Origin of the sequence: Micromonospora sp. NBC_01740, assembly GCF_035920365.1 — a bacterium.
GTDB classification, from domain to species: Bacteria; Actinomycetota; Actinomycetes; order Mycobacteriales; family Micromonosporaceae; genus Micromonospora; species Micromonospora reichwaldensis.
Genome location: NZ_CP109150.1, coordinates 3384480 through 3406950 on the forward strand (window position 1 = coordinate 3384480; position 22471 = coordinate 3406950).

17 protein-coding genes and 5 tRNA genes are annotated in these 22471 nt (G+C 74.0%); 12 read left to right on the forward strand and 10 right to left on the reverse strand.

Annotated features, from left to right (window positions below; genetic code table 11):
* Positions 1-51: 51 nt before the first annotated feature.
* From bioD to OG989_RS15860, 3 genes are read left to right on the forward strand one after another with little or no spacing between them, the layout of a single operon-like run.
* Positions 52-780: a dethiobiotin synthase gene (gene bioD / locus OG989_RS15850; protein ID WP_151456282.1), complete on the forward strand. Its 729-nt coding sequence runs from the start codon at positions 52-54 to the stop codon at positions 778-780.
* A gap of 54 nt (positions 781-834) precedes the next feature.
* On the forward strand, positions 835-2517 hold the full coding sequence (locus OG989_RS15855) for a sensor histidine kinase (RefSeq protein WP_327030929.1): 1683 nt from the start codon (positions 835-837) through the stop codon (positions 2515-2517).
* Positions 2514-3191, forward strand: a complete 678-nt coding sequence (locus OG989_RS15860) for a response regulator (RefSeq protein WP_151456273.1) — start codon at positions 2514-2516, stop codon at positions 3189-3191. The genes OG989_RS15855 and OG989_RS15860 overlap by 4 nt, the downstream gene beginning before the upstream one ends.
* Before the next feature lie 54 nt (positions 3192-3245).
* On the opposite strand, the gene OG989_RS15865 is transcribed toward OG989_RS15860, so the two are convergent.
* The 4 genes from OG989_RS15865 to OG989_RS15880 all read right to left on the reverse strand — a co-directional run bounded on the left by OG989_RS15865 (position 3246) and on the right by OG989_RS15880 (position 7136).
* A complete protein-coding gene (locus OG989_RS15865) occupies positions 3246-3998 on the reverse strand; it encodes an ABC transporter permease subunit (RefSeq protein WP_151456272.1) in 753 nt (250 codons plus the stop codon).
* Positions 3995-4927 (reverse strand): ATP-binding cassette domain-containing protein, encoded by a 933-nt coding sequence (locus OG989_RS15870; RefSeq protein ID WP_151456271.1) that lies wholly within the window; start codon positions 4925-4927, stop codon positions 3995-3997. Before OG989_RS15870 ends, OG989_RS15865 begins: the two co-directional genes overlap by 4 nt.
* A gap of 367 nt (positions 4928-5294) precedes the next feature.
* Complete coding sequence (locus OG989_RS15875; protein WP_327030930.1) at positions 5295-6458, reverse strand: cytochrome P450; 1164 nt, start codon at positions 6456-6458, stop codon at positions 5295-5297.
* Positions 6459-6467: 9 nt separating this feature from the next.
* Positions 6468-7136, reverse strand: a complete 669-nt coding sequence (locus tag OG989_RS15880) for a class I SAM-dependent methyltransferase (RefSeq protein ID WP_132233190.1) — start codon at positions 7134-7136, stop codon at positions 6468-6470.
* 310 nt (positions 7137-7446) lie between these two features.
* Here OG989_RS15880 and OG989_RS15885 point away from each other — a divergent pair, with 310 nt between their 5' ends.
* The gene (locus OG989_RS15885) at positions 7447-8343 is read left to right on the forward strand and encodes a hypothetical protein (protein WP_151455790.1); all 897 of its coding nucleotides are present in this window, start codon (positions 7447-7449) and stop codon (positions 8341-8343) included.
* Between the two features lie 139 nt (positions 8344-8482).
* On the opposite strand, the gene OG989_RS15890 is transcribed toward OG989_RS15885, so the two are convergent.
* Positions 8483-11386, reverse strand: coding sequence for a M36 family metallopeptidase (locus tag OG989_RS15890; RefSeq protein ID WP_327030931.1), 2904 nt, complete (start codon positions 11384-11386; stop codon positions 8483-8485).
* A gap of 290 nt (positions 11387-11676) precedes the next feature.
* Between OG989_RS15890 and OG989_RS15895 the strand changes: the two genes are divergently transcribed.
* Positions 11677-12855: an alkane 1-monooxygenase gene (locus OG989_RS15895; protein ID WP_327030932.1), complete on the forward strand. Its 1179-nt coding sequence runs from the start codon at positions 11677-11679 to the stop codon at positions 12853-12855.
* Positions 12856-12913: 58 nt separating this feature from the next.
* Here the strand turns inward: OG989_RS15895 and OG989_RS15900 are convergent, their stop codons facing one another.
* Complete coding sequence (locus OG989_RS15900; RefSeq protein ID WP_151455793.1) at positions 12914-13489, reverse strand: TIGR03086 family metal-binding protein; 576 nt, start codon at positions 13487-13489, stop codon at positions 12914-12916.
* A 181-nt stretch (positions 13490-13670) separates the two neighbouring features.
* Positions 13671-14273 carry a TetR/AcrR family transcriptional regulator gene (locus OG989_RS15905; protein ID WP_151455794.1) on the reverse strand — a complete coding sequence of 201 codons (603 nt, stop codon included), beginning with the start codon at positions 14271-14273 and terminating at the stop codon, positions 13671-13673.
* Between the two features lie 307 nt (positions 14274-14580).
* Here OG989_RS15905 and OG989_RS15910 point away from each other — a divergent pair.
* The 3 genes from OG989_RS15910 (at position 14581) to OG989_RS15920 (ending at position 14846) form a co-directional block, all read left to right on the forward strand.
* Positions 14581-14653: transfer RNA gene (locus OG989_RS15910), tRNA-Gly, on the forward strand.
* 34 nt (positions 14654-14687) lie between these two features.
* Positions 14688-14758 (forward strand) — tRNA-Cys (locus OG989_RS15915).
* A 13-nt stretch (positions 14759-14771) separates the two neighbouring features.
* Positions 14772-14846: transfer RNA gene (locus OG989_RS15920), tRNA-Val, on the forward strand.
* 622 nt (positions 14847-15468) lie between these two features.
* Here the strand turns inward: OG989_RS15920 and OG989_RS15925 are convergent.
* Complete coding sequence (locus OG989_RS15925; protein WP_091620076.1) at positions 15469-15708, reverse strand: DUF6458 family protein; 240 nt, start codon at positions 15706-15708, stop codon at positions 15469-15471.
* 163 nt (positions 15709-15871) lie between these two features.
* Here OG989_RS15925 and OG989_RS15930 point away from each other — a divergent pair.
* Together OG989_RS15930 and OG989_RS15935 are read left to right on the forward strand one after the other, a co-directional pair.
* A tRNA-Gly gene (locus OG989_RS15930) sits at positions 15872-15944 on the forward strand.
* 49 nt (positions 15945-15993) lie between these two features.
* Positions 15994-16068, forward strand: a tRNA-Val gene (locus OG989_RS15935).
* Between the two features lie 87 nt (positions 16069-16155).
* On the opposite strand, the gene OG989_RS15940 is transcribed toward OG989_RS15935, so the two are convergent.
* Both OG989_RS15940 and OG989_RS15945 read right to left on the reverse strand, forming a co-directional pair.
* The gene (locus tag OG989_RS15940) at positions 16156-19722 is read right to left on the reverse strand and encodes an AAA domain-containing protein (RefSeq protein WP_327030933.1); all 3567 of its coding nucleotides are present in this window, start codon (positions 19720-19722) and stop codon (positions 16156-16158) included.
* Entirely contained in the window at positions 19722-20096 is a 375-nt protein-coding gene (locus OG989_RS15945; protein ID WP_327030934.1) for a hypothetical protein, read from the reverse strand. The genes OG989_RS15940 and OG989_RS15945 overlap by 1 nt, the downstream gene beginning before the upstream one ends.
* Before the next feature lie 226 nt (positions 20097-20322).
* Between OG989_RS15945 and OG989_RS15950 the strand changes: the two genes are divergently transcribed.
* Positions 20323-21324: an NAD-dependent epimerase/dehydratase family protein gene (locus OG989_RS15950; RefSeq protein WP_327030935.1), complete on the forward strand. Its 1002-nt coding sequence runs from the start codon at positions 20323-20325 to the stop codon at positions 21322-21324.
* Positions 21325-21511: 187 nt separating this feature from the next.
* Positions 21512-22459 carry a DUF6528 family protein gene (locus tag OG989_RS15955; protein ID WP_327030936.1) on the forward strand — a complete coding sequence of 316 codons (948 nt, stop codon included), beginning with the start codon at positions 21512-21514 and terminating at the stop codon, positions 22457-22459.
* Positions 22460-22471: the final 12 nt, after the last annotated feature.

Consider the following 22471-nt stretch of genomic DNA (forward strand, 5'->3'; position numbering starts at 1 on the left):
GCGAGCCCCGCAGTCGCGAACAAGGGTGACACCGTGAGCCGGGGTGGGGACATGACCGGGCCGTGGCGCGGGCCGGTGCTGGTGACCGGCACCGACACCGACGTCGGCAAGACGGTGGTCACCGCGGCGATCGCGGCCGCCGCGCAGGCGGCCGGCCTGCGGGTCGCGGTGGTCAAGCCCGCCCAGACGGGTACGGCCGGCGGCGAGCCGGGCGACGTCGACGCGGTCAACCGGCTGGCCGCCCCGCTGACCGGCCGGACCCTGGCCAGCTTCCCCGACCCGCTCGCCCCGCTGGCGGCGGCCCGGGTCGCCCAGTTGGCGCCGCTGGAGCTGGACACCGCCGTCGACGCGGTCCGCGAGGAGGCCGACAAGCACGACCTGGTGCTCGTCGAGGGCGCGGGCGGCCTGCTCGTGCCGATGGGGCTGTGGCCGGAGGGGAAGCCCTGGACGGTGGCGGACCTGGCGGTGGCGCTGGGCTGCCCGGCCGTGGTGGTGACCCGGGCCGGCCTGGGCACCCTGAACCACACCGCGTTGACGCTGGAGGCCCTGGAACGTCGGGGGGTGCCGGCGGGCGTGGTGGTCGGGGCCTGGCCGGCGGCGCCGGAGCTGGTGCACTGGGCCAACCTGACCGACCTGGTGCCGAGGCTGATGGGCGCCCTTCCGGCCGGGACCGGGGCGATGGATCCGGGGGTCTTCCGCCGGTCCGCGTCCGGCTGGCTCACCCCCGCCCTGTACGGGGTGCTCGACGACTGGCGCGCGTGGGCCGAGGAGATCAGCTGAGCACCTGACTTTCGTCGGTGCCGGCGCAGGTCGGGCGTGGGTAGCCTGACCGCCGTGGGGAACTGGTGGTCCGTCCGGGTGGGCGGCGCGGTGCGGTCCCGGGAGGTCGTCCGGCGGCGGCTCGGCGACCTGCTCCTGTGGGCGACGACCGCTGCCCCGATCGCGTACGCGCTTGTCACCCCGCCGCACGCGGGGCCGGCCACCGCCCGGCTGGCCGGCGCGTTGCTGCTGCTCGCGGTGGCGGTCGCGGTGAGCCGGCGCTGGCCGGTGGTCGCCCTGGTCGGGGTGGTGCTCGGGTCGTTGCTGGACGGCAACTTCCTCTTCGCGATCCCGGTGTTCAGTTATCTGACCGGTCGCCGCAGCGCCACCGCCCGCCCGGCCGCCGTCGCCTTCGCCGCGCTCGCGGCCGGCGGCACCGCGCTCAACCTGGGGCTGCTCGGCACCGGCGCGGCCACCTGGTTCCTGCTCGCCTCGGTGCTGCTCTTCGCCGGGGTGTTCCCGTGGCTCGTCGGGCGGTACCGGCGGCAGCAGGCCGCCCTGACCGAGGCCGGCCGCCGGCACGCCGAGGCGCGGGAGCGCGAGCGGCGGGGCACCGCGGAGCGGGTCCGACTGCGGGAACGGGCCCGCATCGCCCAGGAGATGCACGACTCGCTCGGGCACGACCTGAGTCTGATCGCCCTGCGCGCCGCCGCCCTGGAGGTCGCCGACGACCTCGCGCCCCGGCACCGGGCCGCCGCCGGGGAGCTGCGGGCCAGTGTCGCCGCCGCCACCGAGCGGCTGCACGGGATCATCGGGGTGCTCCGGGAGCCGGACGGGGCGGCGACCACCCGGCCGGCCGACGAGAGCGTCACCGAACTGGTCGACGGGGCCCGGGAGGCGGGCATGGCGGTGCGCCTGGACGGCGCGGACGCCCTGGCGCAGCTGCCGCCGATGGCCGCGCACGCCGCGCACCGGGTGGTCCGCGAGGCGCTGACCAACGCCGCCCGGTACGCCCCCGGCGCGGCGGTCACCGTCGTCCTGCGCGGCGACGGCGACCGGGTCGAGGTGGCCGTCGTCAACGCGGCGCCACCGGCCGGGCCGCTGCCGGGCCCGCCGTCCACCGGTTCCGGCCTGCTCGCCCTCGCCGAGCGGGTCCGGCTCGCCGGCGGCGTCCTGACGACCGGTCACCAGGACGGTGGCGGCTTCGCCGTCCGTGCCCGCCTGCCGGCGGCGGCCCGGGCGGGCGCCGACGCCCTCCCGTCGGGTGGAGGCGACTCCGGCCCCGCCAGTGGCCGGTGGCCGGCGGGCGGCTGGTCGGCGGGCGAGGCGGACGAGGCGGACGGGCCGGGGTTTCCGGTCGCCCCAGGTGCGGGCGCCGACGCGTCCGACGGTGGGGCGCCGGGAGAGCGGCCGGGCGAGGCCGAGCGGCGGCTGCGCGACGCCCGCCGGCGGGTCCGGCTCAGCCTGCTGACGGCGCTCGGCGCCCCGGCGGGCCTCGCGCTGGTCCTCTCCCTCGTCTACTACCCGGTCGCCACCGCCGGTACGGTCCTCGACGACGGGGCCTTCGCGCGGATGCCCGTGGGCGCGCAGCGCGCCGAGCTGACCGGGCTGCCCCGACGGCAGTCGGCCCCGCCCGCCGGGACGGCGCGTCCCGGCTGCGAGCACTACACCGACGGCAACTTCCCCCTGGCCCAGCCGACGTGGCGGCTCTGCTTCGTCGAGGGCCGGCTGGTCAGCAAGGAGCGGATCGACGGATGAACGCCGACACGGCCGGCCCGGTGCGGGTCGTCCTCGCCGACGACGAGGCGATGATCCGGGCCGGTGTCCGGGCCATCCTGGCCACCGATCCGGGCATCGAGGTGGTGGCCGAGGCGGGTGACGGCCGGGCCGCGGTGGAACTCGTCCGGGCGCACCGGCCCCGGGTGGCGCTGCTGGACATCCGGATGCCGAGGCTGGACGGGCTCTCCGCCGCCGCCGAGATCCGCCGGCTCGTGCCGGAGACGGCGACGCTCATGCTGACCACGTTCGGCGAGGACGACCACGTCGCCCGGGCGCTCGGGCACGGGGCGAGCGGATTCCTGCTCAAGGCCGGCGACCCACGCGAGTTGATCGCCGGGGTGCACGCCGTCGCCGACGGCGGCGCGTACCTGTCACCGCAGGTGGCCCGTCGGGTCATCGAGCTGGGCGGTGACCGGCTGGCCCGCCGGCCGGTGGCCCGGGACCGGCTCGCGGGGCTGACCGAGCGGGAGCGGGAGGTGCTCGCGCTGGTCGGGGCGGGCCTGTCCAACGCCGAGATCGCCCGCCGGCTGCACCTGGTCGAGGGCACCGTGAAGAGCTACCTGACGAGCGTCTTCACCCGGCTCGAGGTGCGCAACCGGGTGCAGGCGGCGATCCTCGCGTACGAGGCGGGGCTGGTCGAGCCGACCGGCTGACCCGCCCCGCCCCGGCGCCTCGCACGTCCCGGCGGTCTCGCGCGTTCGCCCGGCTTACGCGTCGCGGCGGCGCAGCGCGGCGCGGCCCAGCAGCAGCGCGGCGCCGGCCCAGCCGGCGAGCAGGAGCAACCCGACCGGTGCCGGGTACGGGTCGGTGTCCCCGGCCAGGAAGTGCCCGCCGGCGACCCCCGGGAAGGCGTCGGCGATCCGGTTGAGCACGGCGATGTCCGGTTCCTGCAACGACAGCGGGACGATCATCAGCGTGGCGACGAGCACGGTCAGGGTGAGCACCGCGCTGCGCAGGGCCGCGCCGAGCCCGAGGGCCAGCACGCCGACCAGCGCCAGGTAGGTCGCCACCGCCAGGACGTCGCCGACGGTGCCGCCCGCCGGCGCGGCGCCCCAGCGGCCGAGCACCGGCCGCGCCACCAGCGCGCCGACCGCGCCGAGCAGCAGCCCGAGCGCGAACGTCACCGCCGCGGTCACCACGGCCTTGGCCAGCAGTACCCGGCCGCGCGACGGCGTGCACTGCAGGGTGGTACGGATCGTGCCGCTGGTGAACTCGCTGGTGATCACGAGCAGGCCCAGCGCCAGCACGGCGTACTGGGTCAGCTCGACCGAGCCGATCACGACGCTGCCGGCGGTGACGATCCCGGCGTCGTCGGCCGGGTCGTCGTTGGTGTTCGCGTTGGCGGCGTAGATGGCCAGCTGACCGGCGGTGGCGGCCATCAGCAGCACCCCGGCCAGCAAGGACCACCAGGTGGAACGCACGGACCACACCTTGGTCCACTCGGCGGAGATCGTGTTCATCGTGCCTCGCTCACGGTCGGGGTGCCGGCGTACTCGACGCTGTCGGCGGTCAGTTCCATGAAGGCCTGTTCCAGGGAGGCCCCGTGTGGGCTGAGCTCGTGCAGCCGCACTCCCAGCTCGTACGCCAGGTCGCCGATCCGCTCGACGGTGGCGCCGGTGACGGTCAGCTCGTCGGGGCCGGCCGGCTCGACGGCGGCCCCGGCGGCGGTGAGGCGCCCGGCGAGGGCGGCGAGGCCGGCCGGCTGCGGGCTGCGTACGCGCACGGCCACCGCGCTGCCGGCGATGACCTCGTCGATCGGGGCGTCGGCGAGCAGGCGGCCCCGGCCGATCACCACCAGCCGGTCGGCGGTGAGCTGCATCTCGGTCATCAGGTGGCTGGAGACGAAGACCGTCCGGCCCTCGTCGGCCAGGGATCGCATCAGCTGCCGGACCCAGCGCACCCCGTCCGGGTCGAGGCCGTTGACCGGCTCGTCGAACATCAGCACCGGCGGGTCGCCGAGCAGCGCCCCGGCGATGCCGAGCCGCTGGCCCATGCCGAGGGAGAGGGTGCGGCCGGGCTTGGCGGCGGCACGGGCGTCCAGCCCCACGGTGGCGAGCACCTCGTCCACCCGGCGGTCCGGTATCCCGTTGCTGCGGGCCATCGCGAGCAGGTGCGCCCGACCCGAGCGGGCGGGGTGGACGGCCCGGGCGTCGAGCAGCGCGCCGACCTCACGCAGCGGGCGCCGCAGCTCCCGGTACGCCCGCCCGCGCACGAGCGCCTGCCCGGCGGTGGGGCGGTCCAGCCCGAGGATCATCCGCATGGTGGTGGACTTGCCGGCGCCGTTCGGGCCGAGGAAGCCGGTGACCCGGCCGGGCCCGATGTCGACGGTCAGGGCGTCGACGGCGGTCGTGCCCCCGAACCGCTTCGTCAACCCACGTAATGTGATCATGCGCCGACGCTAGGTCCGGAACCCCCGCCCCGACCGCGCCCGAACGGCACCACCGTCCCCTGACTTTCGTCGAGTCCCGCCGCCACCTCTCCCACACGGGGCCGCCACCTCTCCCACACGGGCCGCCGCCGCGACCTGCCCACCGCCCGCCGACACAGCCCTCCGGTGCCGCATCGCCGGTGGTGATCAGGACGCCATGGACCTTAAAACCGCCGGCAAAGGTCCATGGCGTCCTGATCACCGGGCCGCGTGCCGCGCACCGGGCCGCGTGCCGCTCGGCGAGCCGGGTGTCCGTTGGCGGGCCACCGGGGCCACCCCGGAGAGCACGGCACCCCCGGGCCGGTGCGGTACGGCGTCCGTGGGCCGGTCAGCGGCGGCGGACGACGAACGCGTCGGGCATCCGGAAGGTCAGGTTGTCCGGGCACCACGGCTCGCGGAGCACGCTGACGCCGTCCAGCAGCGGGGCGGTCTCCGCGACCACCACGGCCGCCTCCATCCGGGCCAACTGGTCGCCGACGCAGCGGTGCGCGCCGGCCCCGAAGGCCAGGTGCCGGCGGGAGCCGCGCTGCCCGGGTCGGAACTCGTCCGGCGCGTCGACGGTGGACGGGTCGCGGCCGGCGCGGGCCAGCCAGAGCACGATGCTGGTGCCCGCCGGCACCGCCGTCCCGCCCAGCGTGGTGTCCACCGCCGCCACCCGCCGCCAGGTGACGATCGGCGGCTCCAGCCGCAGCCCCTCCTCGACGACGTCGGCGACCGCGACGGTGCCGTCGCGCAGGCCGGCCAGCACGGCCGGCTCGCCGGTCAGCCGGTGCAGCAGCAGGGTGAGGAACTGCGAGGTGGTCTCCTGGCCGGCCACCAGCAGGAAGAACAGCGCGCCCACCACCACGTCGGGCGGGTGCCCGGCGGCCCGCAGCGACCCGGCCAGCCCGCCCCCGGTCGCGGCGAACTCGCGCAGCACCCGGTGGAAGCGGCCCACCTCGGCGGCGAGGGCCTGCTGCCGTTCGGCGTCCAGGGGCGCCCAGAACAGTTCCAGCGCGGCGCGGGCGAACTCCTTCACCGCGCCGACCGGCGCGTCCGGCAGCTCGACCAGCCGGGCCAGCACCAGCAGCGGCAGGTCGGCGGCGAGCCGGGCGTACAGGTCCACCGACCCGCCGGCGTCCAGGGTGGCGGCGATCCCGCCGACGCGCTCCCGGACCAGGTCGGTGAGCCAGGGCCGCTGCGCGGCGACCCGCGTCGGGTGCAGGGCGTCGGCGACGATCGCCCGGATCGCCGGGTGGCTGGCGCCACCGTTGTTCGCCAGGGTCGGCGGCAGCCGGAACCGGTGCCCGGCCAGCACCCGCAGCGCGACCACCGGGATCGGGGTCACCGCGTCCAGCGCGTTGTCCGGCCGGTACGTCGCCGGATCGGTGAGCACCTCACGGACCAGGGCGTGCCGGGTCACGACCAGGTGCGCGACCCCCACGTGGTCGCGTACCCGGGCCACGTCCGGCCAGTGCGCGTCGGCGGTCTGCGCCCAGCTCCGGAACAGCACGCCGACACGCTAGCGGCCCGCCCCCGGCAGCCCCGCCCGCAACTGCCACACCGTGGTGCGCTTCACCCGTACGCTCTCCAGCGTCTCGGGCACCGGCACGTCGTAGACGGCCAGTTCGTCGAAGCGGTCGTGGGGCAGGAAGGCCCGGCCGGGGTCGCCGACCAGCACCCGGGCCCCGGCGCGGGCGGCCCGGAGCAGGAAGCGCAGCACCCGGTTGGCCATCGCCTGGCTGTAGAACACGTCCCCGGCGAGCACCACCTCGGCCCCACCGGCGTCGCCGTCGAGGACGTCGCCGAGTTCGGCGTCGACGCGTACCCCGTTGGCCTCGGCGTTGACCGCGACGGCCGCGACGGCCAGCTCGTCGATCTCCACAGCGCGCACGGCGGCGGCGCCGGCCCGCGCGGCGGCGATGGCGACCAGGCCGGAGCCCGCGGCGAGGTCCAGCACCCGGCGGCCGGCGACCAGCTCCGGGTGGTCGGTGACGTACCGGGCCAGCGCCTGCCCGCCGGCCCAGGCGAAGGCCCAGAACGGCGGCGGCTGCGCGCTGCGGAACTCGCCCTCCGTCAGCTCCCACAGGCCGATGGCGTCGTCCGCCTGGTGCAGCCGCACCTCGGGAACGAAGGCGACCGGGGAGAGACTGGCGTGCAGGCGGACGAAGGCGGCGGAAAGGTCGGACACGCCGGCGATTGTCCCCCGCCACCCGGACCCGCCGACCGGCGCCACCCCGGATCGCCCCCGACCGGCGGCTAATCGAGGGCCGCCCCGACCGGCCGCCGCAAGCCGGTCGCCGCCGCCGGTCGCCCCTCGGCCGGTTGCCGCCGCGCGGTCGTCGGGGCCGGGCGTGTCGCGGGGAGGGGGTGACCGGTTCACCACCGTCGGTGAAATCGGCCCCCGCGGTTGGCGATCGGTGCGAACACGCCCGTCTACCGGCTGGCCGGCGGCGCTGGCAGCGTTGCGGGTTGGCGGCGACCGACGGGAGGTGGGAACGGTGGCGACCAGGTGGCGGTACGCGCTACGGGCCGGGGTGGTGCTCGGCTGCCTGACCGGGGCGGGTCTGCCCGCGCCCGCGCAGGCGGCCTTCGCCACCGAACTGAGCGGCCTGCCGGACGAGTTCACCGCCGGGGGCCGGGTGGAGACCGTCTCCGCCGTGGTCTCCCGCGACGACGGCGGCTGCGTAAAGGTCCGCTGGTCGATGGTGCTGCGGGTGCGCGGGATGCGGCTCGACCAGGTCAGGGTGGACCGGGTCGAGGAGACCGGCTCGTTCCCGCTGGACATCCGCGCCGACGGGGAGGTGGCCCGGCTGACCGACCGCCGGCTCGACCCGGGCACGCTCTGCCCCGGGCGTACGGTCACCGCCCGCTACCGGTTGGCCTTCGCCGGTGACGTCACCCGGGGGCGGATCACTCTCGCGGCGGAGGCGTACGACGCGAACCTGCGGCTGCTGTCCCGACAGACGGCGACGCGGTCGGTGGTCGGGGCGACCACCCGGACGGCCGCGCCCGAGGAGCCGGAGCCTCGCCCCGCCCCGACGGACACGACCGGACCGGCCGGGGAGTCCGGGGGAGCGGCGGAGCCGGGGGCTGCGCCCGCCACCGACGAGCCGGCGGCTGACGAGCCGGTGACCGACGACTTGGCGACCGACGGGCCGGTGACCGACGGGGCGCTGCCGGCGGCCGGCACGGGGCGGCCGGTGGCGGGGGCCAGCGGTTTCGGGGCCGTGCAGGCCGCGTTCCTGCTCGGTGGGCTGCTGCTCTCGCTCGGCCTCGGCCTGCTGCTGCGGCTGCGTCACCTGACCCGGGCGGCCGGCGCGGACGACGACGTCGGGCCGGACCGGCGCTGGGAACGGCCCGTCGCGCCCGGACGGTGGCGGGCCGCCCGCCGCTGACCGAGGGCCACAGGTACGACTGTCCGGCGGTGGTCCGGCGGAGTCACGGGTACGCGTGCCCGGCGGCGGTCCGCCCGGGTCGACGGCCGGAGGTGGTCCGTCGGGGCCGGCCGGCACGCCGACCGGCCCCGACGGGCGGTCACTTCGAGAACGCCTGGAACTCGGCGATGCGCACCTGCGTACGGGCCGGGCTGGCCGTCGCGCAGTCGGTGGTGGTCGCCGGGTCGTCGTCCTGCTCACCGGCGTAGGCCGGGCCGCCGGTGCACTGGCTGGCGAGCACCTCCAACCGCAGGTGCGTGGCCAGCGTGGTCGGCACCGCGAACTCGCGCAGGTTGATGTCCGGCACGTACGCCCGGTACGCCCCGCCCGGGAACGCGTCGGGCGCGCTGGTGTGGATCCGCCGCCAGTTCGCCGGATCCGCGCAGTCGGTCGTCTTCGCGTTGCACGCCGACACCGCGAACGAGCGCAGCGCGCTGAGCGCGTTCTGGCCGCCCGCGTCGGCGTCGCCGGCGATCGCCGGGCGCAGCATGGCGCTGACGTTCACCCGCTTCACGACCTGCGGCGCGTCCCCGGGCAGCGCCACGGTCACCTGCCGCCCGGCGACCCCGTCCAGGGAGGCCCAGTTGGTGGCCTCGGTGTCGTCGGCGATGCGGTCCAGGTTGACCCCGTCGCCGGTGACCGTCGCGCCGGACGCCGTGGACGCCAGGTTCCGGCTCATCCGCAGGTCGACGTACCCCTCCTTGCCGGCCTTGGCGACCACGGTCAGCCGCTGGTGGCCGAAGCCGGGCGCGACGGCGAGCAGCTGGTACGTGCCGGGCACCAGCTCGACGGTGTCCGGCAGGGCGGTGGCCGGGTCGGTGTCGGCCACGGGCACCGCCCGCGCCTCGTACGCCCCGACGTACACCCGGATCGGCGCGTCGGCGCTGTCGCCCTTCGGCCGCAGGGTGAGCACGGCGTTGTCGGCGCCCGGAGCGGCGAAGCTCGGCGTCGGGTCCGTGTCGGCAGCGCCGTTGGTGGCGGCGTCGCGGCCCATCCCGGAGCGGGCGAACTCCGCCCAGAGCAGGTCCTGGTTGGCGCCGCCGAAGCGCAACAGGTCGGCGGTGAGCATGTTGTCCCGCATGTCGAGCATGCTCACCTGGCTGGCGGCCTGGAGCAGGAACGAGTCGAAGACCAGCTGCGACCAGCGCCGGTTGCCCGGGCACTGCTCCACCGCCACCTCGCCGCGCGCGCAGTCGAGCTGCCGCTGCGGGGTGCCGACGCCGTAGCGCTTCATCATCGCGGCGCGCACCCGGAAGTTGGTGGCGCTCCAGATCTCGCCGTCGGCGTGCACGGCGGGACCGCCGGTGTTGTAGCCGACGTCGGAGTAGTTCAGCGGGCTGCGGCTGAAGTCGTGGTTGCGGATGCCGCTGACCAGGTTGCCGGTGACGTAGCCGCCGGTGACGTAGGGCGTCTCGCCGGGGGCGCGCAGCCCGTGCTGGAACAGGTACTCGGCGGCGAGCAGGTCGCTCCACGACTCGCCCATCGAGCCGCCCTGGTGCCCGCTGATGCCGCTGTCCGGGCCGGCGATCATGCGGTTGGTGATGGCGTGGGTGTACTCGTGCCCGATCACCGTCATGTCGTAGTCGCCGTCCACGCAGGGCGGGTACGGCCCGCCGGCCTGCGGCTGCCACAGGTACATGTTGGTGGTCGGCGGCAGGCCGTCACGCGGCGTGCCCTGGTTGGCGTTGTTCCGGTTGCCGCTGAGCGCACCCTGCTGGGCGCGGCCCTGCTCGGCGTCGCCGCCCAGGCCCTGCGGGGTCAGGTTCACCGCCTGGAGGTTCCAGGTGGCCTCGGTGAAGCCGAGGTGCCAGGCCCAGTCGTGCATCCGGTTGTGCATGGCGAACAGGTTGGCGATCGCGGCGTCGCCGTCGTTGCGCTGCGCCGAGGTGAACACCTCCGGGTTGCAGCGGGCCTGGTGCCACTGGTCGGTGAACGGGTACTCGTAGCGGCGCTCCGGGCTGGGCGTGGCCGGTACGGCCGGCGTGCCGCCGCCCCAGGACAGCACGGTGTTGGCGGAGTTGCCGCGGGCGGTGCCGGTCGGCGTGCCGGTGGCCGCGTCGACGTCCCACGGCTGGCCGGTCGCCGGATCGCGGAAGGCCGCCTGGCAGCCCGGCGCGGGGTCGCCGCACCAGCGCACCCGGGGATCCTGCCCGGGGCCGAGGTCGCGCGGCGGGGTGGCCGGGAAGACCGCCCAGCTCGGGTTGTCCGAGTCGAAGTCGACGAGGTCCTCGCGGACCAGCACCTGCCCGGTGATCCCGTCGACGTAGGTGGTGAACGCCGCCGGGTGGTCGGTGTCGGCGCCGATCAGGGTCACCTCGTAGGCGGCGCGGGGCCCGTCGAGCGGGGTGGGCACGGCGACGGCGCGGACGCTGTGGCTGCGTACCGCCTCGGCGGTCAGGCCGGCGTCGGCGCGCGCCGCCGCGTACGCCTGCTCGTCGGTGAGGGTGGCCGGCGCCGGCGCGTCGGTGTCCCGGGACAGCGAGGAGCTGACCGCGAGGACCTTGCCGCCGGCGACCGCGACGGTGACCAGGCCGTCGTGCCCGGCCGGCAGGTCGCCGAAGCGCTGCCGGAGGGTGACGACCGCGCCGGCGCCGACCGGGCGGACCAGCACCCGGTCCATCGCGTCGACCGCCGCGGCGTCCAGCCCGAAGAGGTCCTGGTGCCCGGTGAGGTACGCGCGGGCGGCCGCCTCCGGCTCGGCGGGCAGGCCGGTGGCGAGGGGCGCGCTGCCGGGGCCGAGCGCGTGCGGGGTGCCGAGCCGGTTCCAGCGGGCGTCCGGGTCGGCCCTGCGCGCCAGGCCCCGCTGCCGCGCGTCGGGGGCGGCGGTACCGGGGCGGTTGTCGACGTCGGCGTGCTGGTGCTGCCCCTCGGCGAACGGGCCGGAGCGCCGCTCGGCGGAGGCGCCGCCGGCGGGGGCGGCTGCGGTGGGTCCGGTGGGCAGCAGCGCGGCCGCCACCGCGGTCGCCGCCAGGACGGGGATGAGTCGGCGTCGACGCCGACTCATCCAGGGTGTCCACTCCGGTTGTGCCACGGGACCTCCTCGTGGGAGCGGGGTGGCCGGCCCTCCGCCGGCCCGCGCAGCGCGGTTACGCATGCGCATCTGTGGATATCAGCCTGCCTGGGTGGGGACAAGGGCCGCGCCTACTCAAGGCGGCCCGGCGCGTCGCGGGAGCCCTCGCGGATGCCGGAGCGGCGCGCCCCTCCCCGCGCTGGGTTCGACAAAAACAGTCCCTTGTACACAGACGTGACGGCTGTCACAGTCGAGGGAGGACCGCGACAGAGCGGAGGCCGGCCATGGCCCTCGACCCCACAGCGCCCGCCAACGCCGCCGGCTGGCGGGACACCCGCCGGCCCTGGTGGCCGCTGGCGCTGCTCGTCCCGACGCTGCCGTTCGTCGGCTGGGCGACCTGGCGGGCCACCGGCGACGCCTGGGCCTGGTGGCTCACCCCCGCCGCCGTGTTCGTCCTGATCCCGGTGGTCGACCTGCTGGTCGGCGAGGACCGGCGCAACCCGCCCGACGAGGCGGTGGCCCGGCTGGCCGCCGACGGTTACTACCGCTGGTTGACCTACCTCTACCTGCCCGCCCAGTACGCCGGCCTGGTGCTCTGCTGCGCGGTCTGGGCCCGGGGCGACCTGACGGTGGCCGGGGCGGCCGGCCTGGTCGCCACGATGGGTGTGGTCGACGGCATCGCCATCAACACCGCCCACGAGCTGGGCCACAAGCGGGAGACGGTGGAGCGCTGGCTGTCCAAGGTGGCCCTCGCGCCGGCCGCGTACGGGCACTTCCACGTCGAGCACAACCGGGGCCACCACACCCGCGTCGCCACACCGGAGGACCCGGCCAGCGCCCGGCTGGGGGAGAGCTTCTGGGCGTTCTGGCCGCGTACCGTCTCAGGCAGCCTGCGCTCGGCGTGGCGGCTGGAGGCCGCCCGGTTCCGCCTGCGGGGCCGCAGCCCGTGGACGTGGCGCAACGACGTGCTGAACGCGTTCGCGATGACCCTCGCGCTCTACGCGGCGCTGACCGTCGCCCTCGGCCCGCGCGTACTGCCGTTCCTGGCGCTCCAGGCGGTGGTCGGGTTCTCCCTGCTCGAGGTGGTCAACTACCTGGAGCACTACGGGCTCGCGCGGCAGCGCACCCCCGCCGGGCGCTACGAGAAGGTCGACCCCCGGCACAGCTGGAACAGCGACCGCAGCGTGACCAACATCTTCCTCTTCCAGCTCCAGCGGCACAGCGACCACCACGCCAACCCGCTGCGCCGCTACCAGACGCTGCGCACCTTCGAGTCCTCCCCGCAGCTGCCCGCCGGCTACGCCACGATGGTGCTGGCCGCGCTGGCGCCGCCGGTGTGGCGCCGGCTGATGGACCACCGGGTGCTCGCCCACTACGGCGGGGACCTGACGCTGGCCAACGTCCACCCGCCGGCCCTGCGCCGGCTGCAGAAGCGCCGTCGACGTGGCCCGGCGGCCGCCTGACGACCGGGATTCGCGTTCCGGCCCGCTGCGCAACTCACGCCTCGTCCGGTCGGGTCCCTCACGGTGCCCAGTCGGGGTCGCGGCCGAAGGCGGCGACGAGGCGGTCCTGCTCGTCCGCCCGCGCCGGCACGTCGACCTCCGGCCGGACCAGTCGGCCCCGCTGGTAGTCGCCGATCCGCTGAGCGAACCACTGCGCGCACGCGGCGACCGCGTCGGCGTCCAGCCGGGGGTCCGCGCCGATCGCCACGGCGAGGTCCCAGCCGTGGATCAGGTGCTCCGCGGTCAGTTGGTGCAGGTACTCGTCGGCGGGGGTCTCGCCGGTGGAGAGCCCGACGGTGCGCTCCAGCGCCCCCGGGTGGGTGAAGGCCAGCTCGGCCTGCCCCGCCGCCTCCCGGGCCGTGCCGGCCGGGTCCGGGCCGAGCACGTCGCCGTCGTAGCGGTCGCCGACCTGCTCGATCGTCCGCCCCGCGAGCAGCGCGACGCTCCACCGGTCTTCGCCCACCACGTGGTTGACCAGCGTCCGGACGTCCCAGTCGGGGCACGGGGTCGGGTCCGACCACTGGTCGGGGCCGACCTGCGCCACCCGGTCGGTGAACTCGGCCAGGCTGCGGCGGTACGTCTCCAGCGGGTCCATGCCGACGATTGTTCCGGCTGCCCCGGGGAGCCGAGCCGTTTTGCCGGCTTCGCGGGCGGACGGAGCGCCGGTCGCGCCCGGCCGGTCCCGGTCGGGACCCCGGCCGCCGACGCGTCCACCACGGCGCTCACCCCGCACCCCGCTGCACGAGGCGGTCCTGGACGCGCTGGGCGGCGCCGGCTCAGTCCAGTTGCGCCGGGTCCAGCCCCAGCTCGCGGGCGGTGAGCAGGCGCACCCACTCGGTGAACTGCCGGCGGGAGATCACCCGGTCGTGCACCGCGAGCTGCACCGCCAGCCCGTCCACCACCGCGCTGATCCGCCACGCCGCCCCGGACGGGTCGGCGCACTCGAAGGTGCCGTCGCGGACCCCGTCCGAGATGACCGTCGCCAGGTCCTCGCGCCAGCGCAGGTCGAGCCGGCGGGAGACCTTCTCCAACTCCGGGGTACGCAGCGACTCCGCCCAGCCGTCGATCCACATGGCCCAGGAGGTCGCCCGGCCCGCCGGCGTGTAGAGCCGGACGATCCGGCGGAGCTTGGTCAGGGGCGGGGCGCTGGAGCGCATCACCGCGTCCAGGCGGGCCAGATCCTGCTCCACCGCGTACGCGAACGCCTGCGCGAGCAGCCGGTCCTTCGTGGCGAAGTGGTAGAAGACCAGCGCCTGGCTCACCCCGGCGGCCTGTGCCACGTCGGCCGTGCGGGTGTTGGCCAGACCGCGTTCCACGATCACGTCACAGGCCGTGCGCAGCAGGGCATCCAGGCGGATCTCCGCCGCACGTCTCGTCACGCCGTTACCGTAGCCCATCCAATCGAACACGGGCAGTTACGGATCACGGTCCGTTCTGCCCGCCAGAGTCGGAATCCAGACAGTTTCCGGGGCGGATCCCGGCCGCAGGCTGCCATGGGCTGAGGATGGGCCGGACGAGTCCGGCCCATCCTCCTAGGAAGCCTAGGTGGGGGGCGGGACGTCACCCTTCCGCCGCAGGTGCATGGCGGGCCAGTCCCACCCGACTCGCCGGGAGCCACCCCGATTTGGCAACCGCTCGCCCGCTCGGCTAAAGTTCTCACCCGTCACCGGTTAACGCCGGAGACGTGCGGACGTAGCGCAGCTGGTAGCGCATCACCTTGCCAAGGTGAGGGTCGCGGGTTCGAATCCCGTCGTCCGCTCGGAGCTGCCGCCACGCATGACGGGGGCAACCTCGGTGGGGTGGCCGAGAGGCGAGGCAACGGCCTGCAAAGCCGTGTACGCGGGTTCAAATCCCGTCCCCACCTCGGTAACAAACGAGGGCGATTGGCGCAGTGGGAGCGCGCTTCCTTGACACGGAAGAGGTCACTGGTTCAAACCCAGTATCGCCCACCAACACGAAGGCCCGTCACCGAATGGTGACGGGCCTTCGTCGGTTCCCACCTGGGCCGAGCTGTCATGACTGCGACCAACGCCGACGGCCATGGCGGGGTGGGCCCGCGGCCACCGGCGGCGGACCGGCGGGTCAGTTCGCCGGGGACGGGCGGTGCCTCGTGGCCCTGGCTTGAGAGTGAACCCGGGTGAGTCGGGTGAGCCAGGTCCTCGGGTCACCGGTGGCCGGGCGATGCCTCGTCAGTGTGCCTGTCGAGGTGAGTCGTCTACGACATCATCGCCCGGGCGATCACGGCGGCGAGCAGGGTCCATGCGCACCACCTGCGACATCACCGCCGGCGCTGGCAGGCGACGGCTTCGGTTCGGAGGCAGGGGCGGCTCGCGGAGGTGACCCGTCGCGGTTGAGTCGTCTGTGACATCAGTTCGACAGCGTCGATACGGCAGCATCATCGGCGCTCGCCGTGCCCGCCGCTTGCCGTGCCCGCCGTCCGCCGTTCGTCTGTCGGGCGCCGGGGCTGGTCGTATGGCCGGCGGACGCGACGTGCCGGCCACCCTGCTCCGGGTGACCGGCACGTCGGCGGTGCGTTGCGCGACCGTTCAGCTCCGGCGGCCGCGTGGACCGGCGTCAGAGCGGCGGGGCGACGTCCCGGCGCTCCTCGACCCGCCGGTACTCGACCGGCTCGGTCGTGCTGACCACCTGGCGGCGACGTCCCCAGATGAGCGTGGTCATGATGAGGCCGAGCACGCCGGCGGCCATCAGGATCCACCCGACGACGTCGAGGTTGATGCCACCGAGGCTCGCGTCGAGCGCGAAGGTGAGGATCGCGCCGAGCGCGATCAGGAAGATGCTGGTGCCGATACCCACGACAGCCTCCTTGGTCAGGGGATGTGGTGTGCTGTCGATGGCCCCAGTACCCCGTGGTTTACCAGCGCAATCATCGCCCGGTCCGGCCGTCGGCGGGGCGGCGTGCCAGGCGATCTTGGCGTCGGGTAGAGTTTCCCCCGTCGCCGACGAACACCGGCGGCACGCGGACGTAGCGCAGCTGGTAGCGCATCACCTTGCCAAGGTGAGGGTCGCGGGTTCGAATCCCGTCGTCCGCTCGCGATCCGCCCCTTGTGATCCGGCCTGCCGGATCGGGCGGTCACCCCCGGGCGATTGGCGCAGTGGGAGCGCGCTTCCTTGACACGGAAGAGGTCACTGGTTCAAACCCAGTATCGCCCACCAGCTTGTCTTCCCTGCTGAACGGCGATGGCGCGGAAATCTGTACCGGCGTATCCGGGTGCCCTGCCTGGCGGCGAAGTGGAACGGTGATCAGGCGTCGCCCTTGCGCGTGCCTCCCTCGACTGCGTCGCGCAGTTCCTGCACCACCCGTTCCGGTTCGGCGAGACAGCGCCAGGCCGGTACCCGCCTGACCTCCGCGGCCGCGGCAATGATGTCGAGCCTGCTCAGGATCCGCCGTAGCGGCTTTCCGTCCGGATCACCCTCGGGATCGTCGACCAGCACCGCCAGGCTCTTGTCGCGAAGGCTGAGCGTGAGGTCGACCGGGTAACCCGGCAGTGGCGTACCCCAACGCACCGTCAGCCCGGCGTCACGTAGGCCGGCGATCAGTTGGTCGACCGGTCGCCCGTCGACGCCGGCGCCCGTGGCCGCCGGCGCGGGCGGGCTGGCGAGATCGGCCAGCAGTCCGCGTTGCCCGGACCACCACGAACGGTCGCCCACGACGATCAGCTGGGACCTGGCGCGGGTGATCGCCACGTTCCACAGGTTCGTCTGCTCGACGAGCCAACCACGGGTGCGCTCGCTGATGCCGTGCGCGCCGACGGGCGAGACGACCATGATGTCCTTCTCGCTGCCCTGAAACTTGTGGATGGTCGCGCACCGCAGGTCGTCGGCGAGGCCGGCGTCCCGGAGCGCCCGGTCCAGGATCCGCTGCTGCTCGGCCAGTGGCGTCACCACGCCGATCGTGACGCCTGGGTACTCCTTGCGTAGCCGCTGGACCTCGCCCACCACCGCGTCAACCTCGTCGGCGTTGCGGCCGGAACCTGTGGCGCCTCGGGTGAAGCGGCCGGACACGTCCACCCAACGGGTGGCGGACTCGGCCGGTGCGGCCAGCCGAGCCGGGTCGGTGAGAACCGTCAGCCGGTTCTGGTAGACGACCCGGTTCGGTGCGTCGATGATCTCCGGGTGGCAGCGGTAGTGCTCGTCGAGCAGGATGGTGCTTCCCGCCGCGGTCGCGAAGGCTTCGTACGCCGAGTGGTTCCGGTGGGTGAGCCGCCGGCTGGTCAGCCACTCGTGTCCGAGCCCGGCGCGGGCCTGCTCGCCCCGGTCGTCTGTGTCGGAGAGCTCGACGACCGGTGTGAGCTGCCGCGGGTCGCCGATGATCAGGGCGCGTTTCGCCCGGTAGAGCATCGGCAGGACGGCAGCGACGGTGCACTGGGCGGCTTCGTCGATGATCACCAGGTCGAACAGCCCCGCTCTGGGCAGCAGCCGGCGGGCCGACATCGCGGTGACCGCCCAGCCCGGTAGCGCGGCGAGAAGCTCGCTCATGTAGGCCCAGCTTCTTGCTTCCGGCTTGGCCATCTCGTCGGCGCGGTTGCGGAGCAGGGTCGTGTTGCCGGCCACCCGGGCGGCGATCTGCGCACGCAGTAGCTGGTCGCTGTGCTCGGGTCTGGTGTCGTGTTGCAGAGTCCGTAGCCGCTTCCAGACTTCTTCGGCGGTGCCCGGCCGGGACTGGAGTCGTTGGCGTCGCTCGCGCCAGCACTGCTCGATGACCGCCTGTTCACCGAGGGCGGTGATCGCATCCCGGTCGAACACGCCTCGCGACCGCAGTCGCCTGCGATACCACCACCCGAACCATCGACTTGTCAGTGCTCGATCGGTGAGGTCGACCAGCTTGGCCAGGAAGGCGTCGTCGGCGTCGGCGAGTGAGCGGTCCCGTTCGAAGGCGAGGTCGGCGAGATCCCGTTCAAGCCGGCGACGCTCGTCGAGATCCTCGCGTAACCGCTTGATCTCCTGCGCCACGAGTCGTAACTCGTTGAACGGCCCGTCGGCCTCCGGCACCGGCGGTGGCCATGCCTGCATCACCTCGGCGAGGTACTGCGGCTCCTGCTGCCGGTACTCCTTGTTCCCGGTACGCAGCACCAGTCCCGGGCCGACCATGCCGGTGACCCGCTCGACGACCTCATCGACAGCCCGGTTGTTGGTCGAGCCGATCAGCACGCTCTGCCCAGCGGCCGTGGCGGTCGCCAGCAATGCGGTCACCAGTTGGCTCTTGCCGGTTCCGGGTGGCCCCTGCGCGACAGTCAGGGGTCGGCTCATCGCCGCCCGGATGATGTCCTCCTGAGTCTCGTTGACCGAACTCAACGCCACCGTCAGGACGTCGGCATCCTGCGCATCCGTCCCGGCCACGACATCGCTCGACAACGTACCGAGGGCGGTCGATGCGATCTTCCCCGCGTTCTTGACGATGTCCTGCAGGTCCTCGATCAGCTGTCGCTCGGGGGACTCCGCGCTGCCCGCGGCGAACAGCATTCCGGCGTTCTGCACCCGATTGACGGGCCCGCGGTTGACCATCCCGACCAGATTCTCCGGGTCGAGGGCGGACACCGGCTTCAGCCCGAACGTGTTCGCCACCAGATCGGCTACCTCGGCGAGGGACTTGTGCTCGCCGGGGACGAGTCGTTCGGCCACTGCCTGCCGCAGTTCGTCCGCCTCGACCGCAGCCAGCTGGAAATGGTCGATCAGGGCTGGACTGGGCTGCGGCGGCGCCGGGTGCGCCAACCCGTCGTCTCCCACGGTCAGGTCCGAGACGAGCAGGGGCGCCAGTCGTACCTGCTGGGTGCCCTTCTGCGGCAGCGCCACGATCGGGTAGCCGTACTGCAGGGAGCGGCCACCAGCCTCGGCCAACCCGGCCAGCCGCTGGCCGCGCTCCTTGAGTGGCACCGGCTCGGTGGCCGAGAGCATGATCTCCCGGCCCGCGGGCGCAGCGAGGTAAGAGTCCTTGTTCGCCGGGTTGACGAAGAACTGCAGGACGGCGGAGCGTTGCAGGCAGGCGACGTGGTAGTTGAGCAGACGACGCCACCGCTCGGCGTCGAAGGGTGCGTCGTCCGGCTCGTCTCTCCGTACGCCCGGGCTCCGCTGTGGCCGTTCGTCCGACCCCGCGACCAGCGGGATCGGGTCGGTGACACCTTCGCTCGACTCGACCGGCTTCTCCTCCCGACGACGCGACATCTCGGTCATCGCGTACCGGGAGAGGTCGCTCGCGGTGAGCCAGCCGTCCTCCGCGGTCGCCCGAGCCGCACCGCGGAGACCGGTGAGCAGGACCTCGGTGAAGACCGAGGGCCGGTCCGGGCCCTGCGCCTTCGACGCCTTCAGATGGCTGCTCGACTGGAGCATGAACGTGCCACGCTCGCGCTTGAGACGCCGGGGCTCCTGCCGTACGCCGCCGCTGAACCGGTGCCGGGCGGTGAACGAGCCCGAGAAGCAGCAGTCCAGCAGGACCACCTTCTGGCTGGCCTTGGTGTGGTTGAGCATGTGCCGGAGGACGCCCTCGACATCGAACGCCGTGGTGTGCAGGAGAGTCGTCTCGGTGTCGATGGTGCCGAAGAAGAGGGACTGCCGGTCGTCGTGCTGGATGCCGTGGCCGGAGTAGTAGAAGAGAGCGAGATCACCGGTGCGCCGAGCGCCGTAGAACTCCTCGACGACCTGCTTCATGCGCGCTGCGGGCAGGTCGACGTGGGCGTCGACGCTGTCGAAGTCGCCGTCGCTGTCCAGCACGGTCCTCAACTGTTCGACGTCCTGCCGGACGCCGGGCAGCGCGGTGAGCTTCGAGGCGGCGTCATAGGTCGCCGTGCCGAGCACCAGGGCATGCCGACCCATCAGCGGGAATGCTCGATCGCGTCACGGACGAGGTCGATCAGCTGGGTGGTCTCCGCCTTGGTCGCCTGGTCGATGGTCAGCTCGACGGCACCGATCCTCAGGTGTGCCCGGCGACCCTGGTTGCGGTTGAGGAAGCCCACCACCAGGTCCACGAGTGCCTGCGCGTAGCCAGGGTCGGCGCCGGCGACCACGGCCACGGTGGCCAGCACCACCTCACCGACGCCCTTGCTGTCAGGACCGGCGGGCGACTCGAGCCGCCGCACCTCGCCGATGTCGCCCAGGTCCTCCACGAGCTCGTCAGTCAGCTGGTCGAGGACGAAATCGTCGTCCTCCGGCAGCGGCGTGAAACTGACCTCAACGACGACCTCGGACACCCGTGCCTCCCCCAGACCCAATCCGAAAGCACCCGGAACGCTACGGAATGACGGCGCGGCGAGGGAGGACGTGTCGGGTTCCCGACGGGACGCCGTGGGCGGTCCTGCCCTGTCGTCCGCCGTCCACTTCGGATCGGTGTTGTCGGGCCGGGGTTCTGCCGTGGGCAGATCCGCTGACCGTGAACACGGGACCGGGGCGCTGCCCGGAGCGGGCACAGTGGAGCGCATGAGGCTGCTGGTGCTGGGCGGAACGGGATTCGTGGGCGGCGCGACGGTCGCCGAGGGCGTACGGCGGGGTTGGGCGGTGACCGTGTTCAACCGGGGGCTGCACGGCGCGACGCCGGAAGGCGTACACCGGTTGCGGGGTGACCGGACCGCGCCCGGCGGCCTGGCGGCGCTCGCGGACGGCGAGTGGGACCTGGTGGTCGACACCTGGGACGGCGCGCCCCGCGCGGCGCGCGACGCCGCCCGCGCGCTGGTCGACCGGGTCGGCCGGTACGTCTACGTCTCCAGCGGCTCCGTCTACGCGCGGCCCGTCGCAACCGGGGTGGGCGAGGACGCTCCGGTGGTGGACGCGGAGCCGGACGCCGACGAGGGCGGCTACCCGGCCAACAAGGCCGGCGCCGAGCGGGCCGTACGGAGGACGTTCGGCGAGCGGGCGCTGATCGCCCGGGCCGGGTTGATCCTCGGGCCGGGGGAGGACATCGGCCGGCTGCCCTGGTGGCTGACGCGCATCGCGCGGGGCGGGGACGTGCTGGCGCCGGGTCCGGTCGACCTGCCGGTGCAGTACGTCGACGTGCGGGACCTGGCGGGCTGGATGCTGGACCTGGGCGCGGCGGGCCCGGGCGGGACGTTCAACGCGGTGAGCCGCCCCGGGCACGCGACGATGGGGGAGCTGCTCGACGCCTGCGTCGCGGCCACCGGCGCCGACGCCCGGCTGCGCTGGACCGACCCGGGGCCGATTCTGGCCGCCGGCGTGGAGCCGTGGAACGACCTGCCGATCTGGGTCCCGGCCGGGCACGAGTACCGCTGGGTGCAGGAGCGCGGCGTCGAGCGCGCGTACGCGGCCGGGCTGACCTGCCGCCCGGTGGCCGAGACGGTCGCCGATACCTGGGCTTGGCTGCGGGAGGTGGGCTCCGTCCCGCCTCGGGCGGGCCGACCGCAGCGCGCCCCCGTCGGGCTCGACCCCGACCGGGAGGCGGCGCTGCTCTCTGCGGCGGACTGCTGAAGCGGCCTCAACACGGGAGGAAAGCCCGGTCCTCCAACGCCCGTCGCCCATCCGACGCAACCACTGCCAGCTCGTTACCGAACGCATATGTTCGAACACCATGAGTCGTTGGGTGCGGGCCGGTATTCCGTCGGCCGCACCCGTCAACGCCCCCCGACGGGCTCGTCAAAGGGAAGGGTGCATGGCGATGATGCGATCTACAGACAGGACGCGACGGCGGTGGCGCGCGATCGGCGCAACCCTCGGCGCGGCGACGGTGGGCATGGCGGGAGTGCTGGTCGCGCCGACCGGCGCACAGGCTGCCAGCGACCGGGTCGCGGTGGTCGACCAGCGGTACGGGGTCAGGATCTTCAGCGCCGGCGTCAGTCGGTGGACGGCGGGTTCGGCCCAGTGGTCGTGGAAGCGACCCGCCGGTAGTGGCTGGAAGAACCTTTCCGACGTCAAGTTCCGCAAGCAGGGCTCGCGGTACGTGGTCCTGGTGGCCGCTTCGGGCGGCCGGGCCGGGATCGTCGACTACGCCACCCGCAAGGTGCGCTACCAGGTCACGCCGGGCGGCAACCCGCACGCCATCGAGTTGCTGCCCAACGGCGCTGTCGTGGTCGCCTCCTCCGACCCCGGCAAGCTCACCCTCTACGGCAAGGGCCGGACCAGCCCGGCCGCCACGAAGGCGTTCGCCAAGGCCCACGCCGTCTACTGGGACAGCGCCATCAAGCGCCTCTGGGCCGCCGGCGGCACCCGGCTGTGCAGCTACAAGGTGAGCGGCGCGGCCACCGCTCCCAAACTCACCAACGCCGCCTGCCGGAAGGTCACCGGGAACGTGCATGACCTGTCACCGGTCTACGGCACCCCCGCCAACCTGTGGATGAGCAACACCAGCCACGTCTACCGGTACGACATCAACCGCAACCGATTCCAACGGGCACCCGGGTATATCGACACAAGCAAGATTAAGAGTGTCGGTAACCACTCAGGCGGACTGGTCGTCACCACCAAGGTCAGCGGCGCGAACGGCGACGGCACCTACGGCAACGGCAACGTCTGGCTGTATCGGCTGAACGGTTCCTACGTCGGCAACCGCTACCTCTCCGGGGCGGCGATCTACAAGGCCCGGCCGGTGGTCTGGAGCTACCGGTAGTCACGCCCCCGG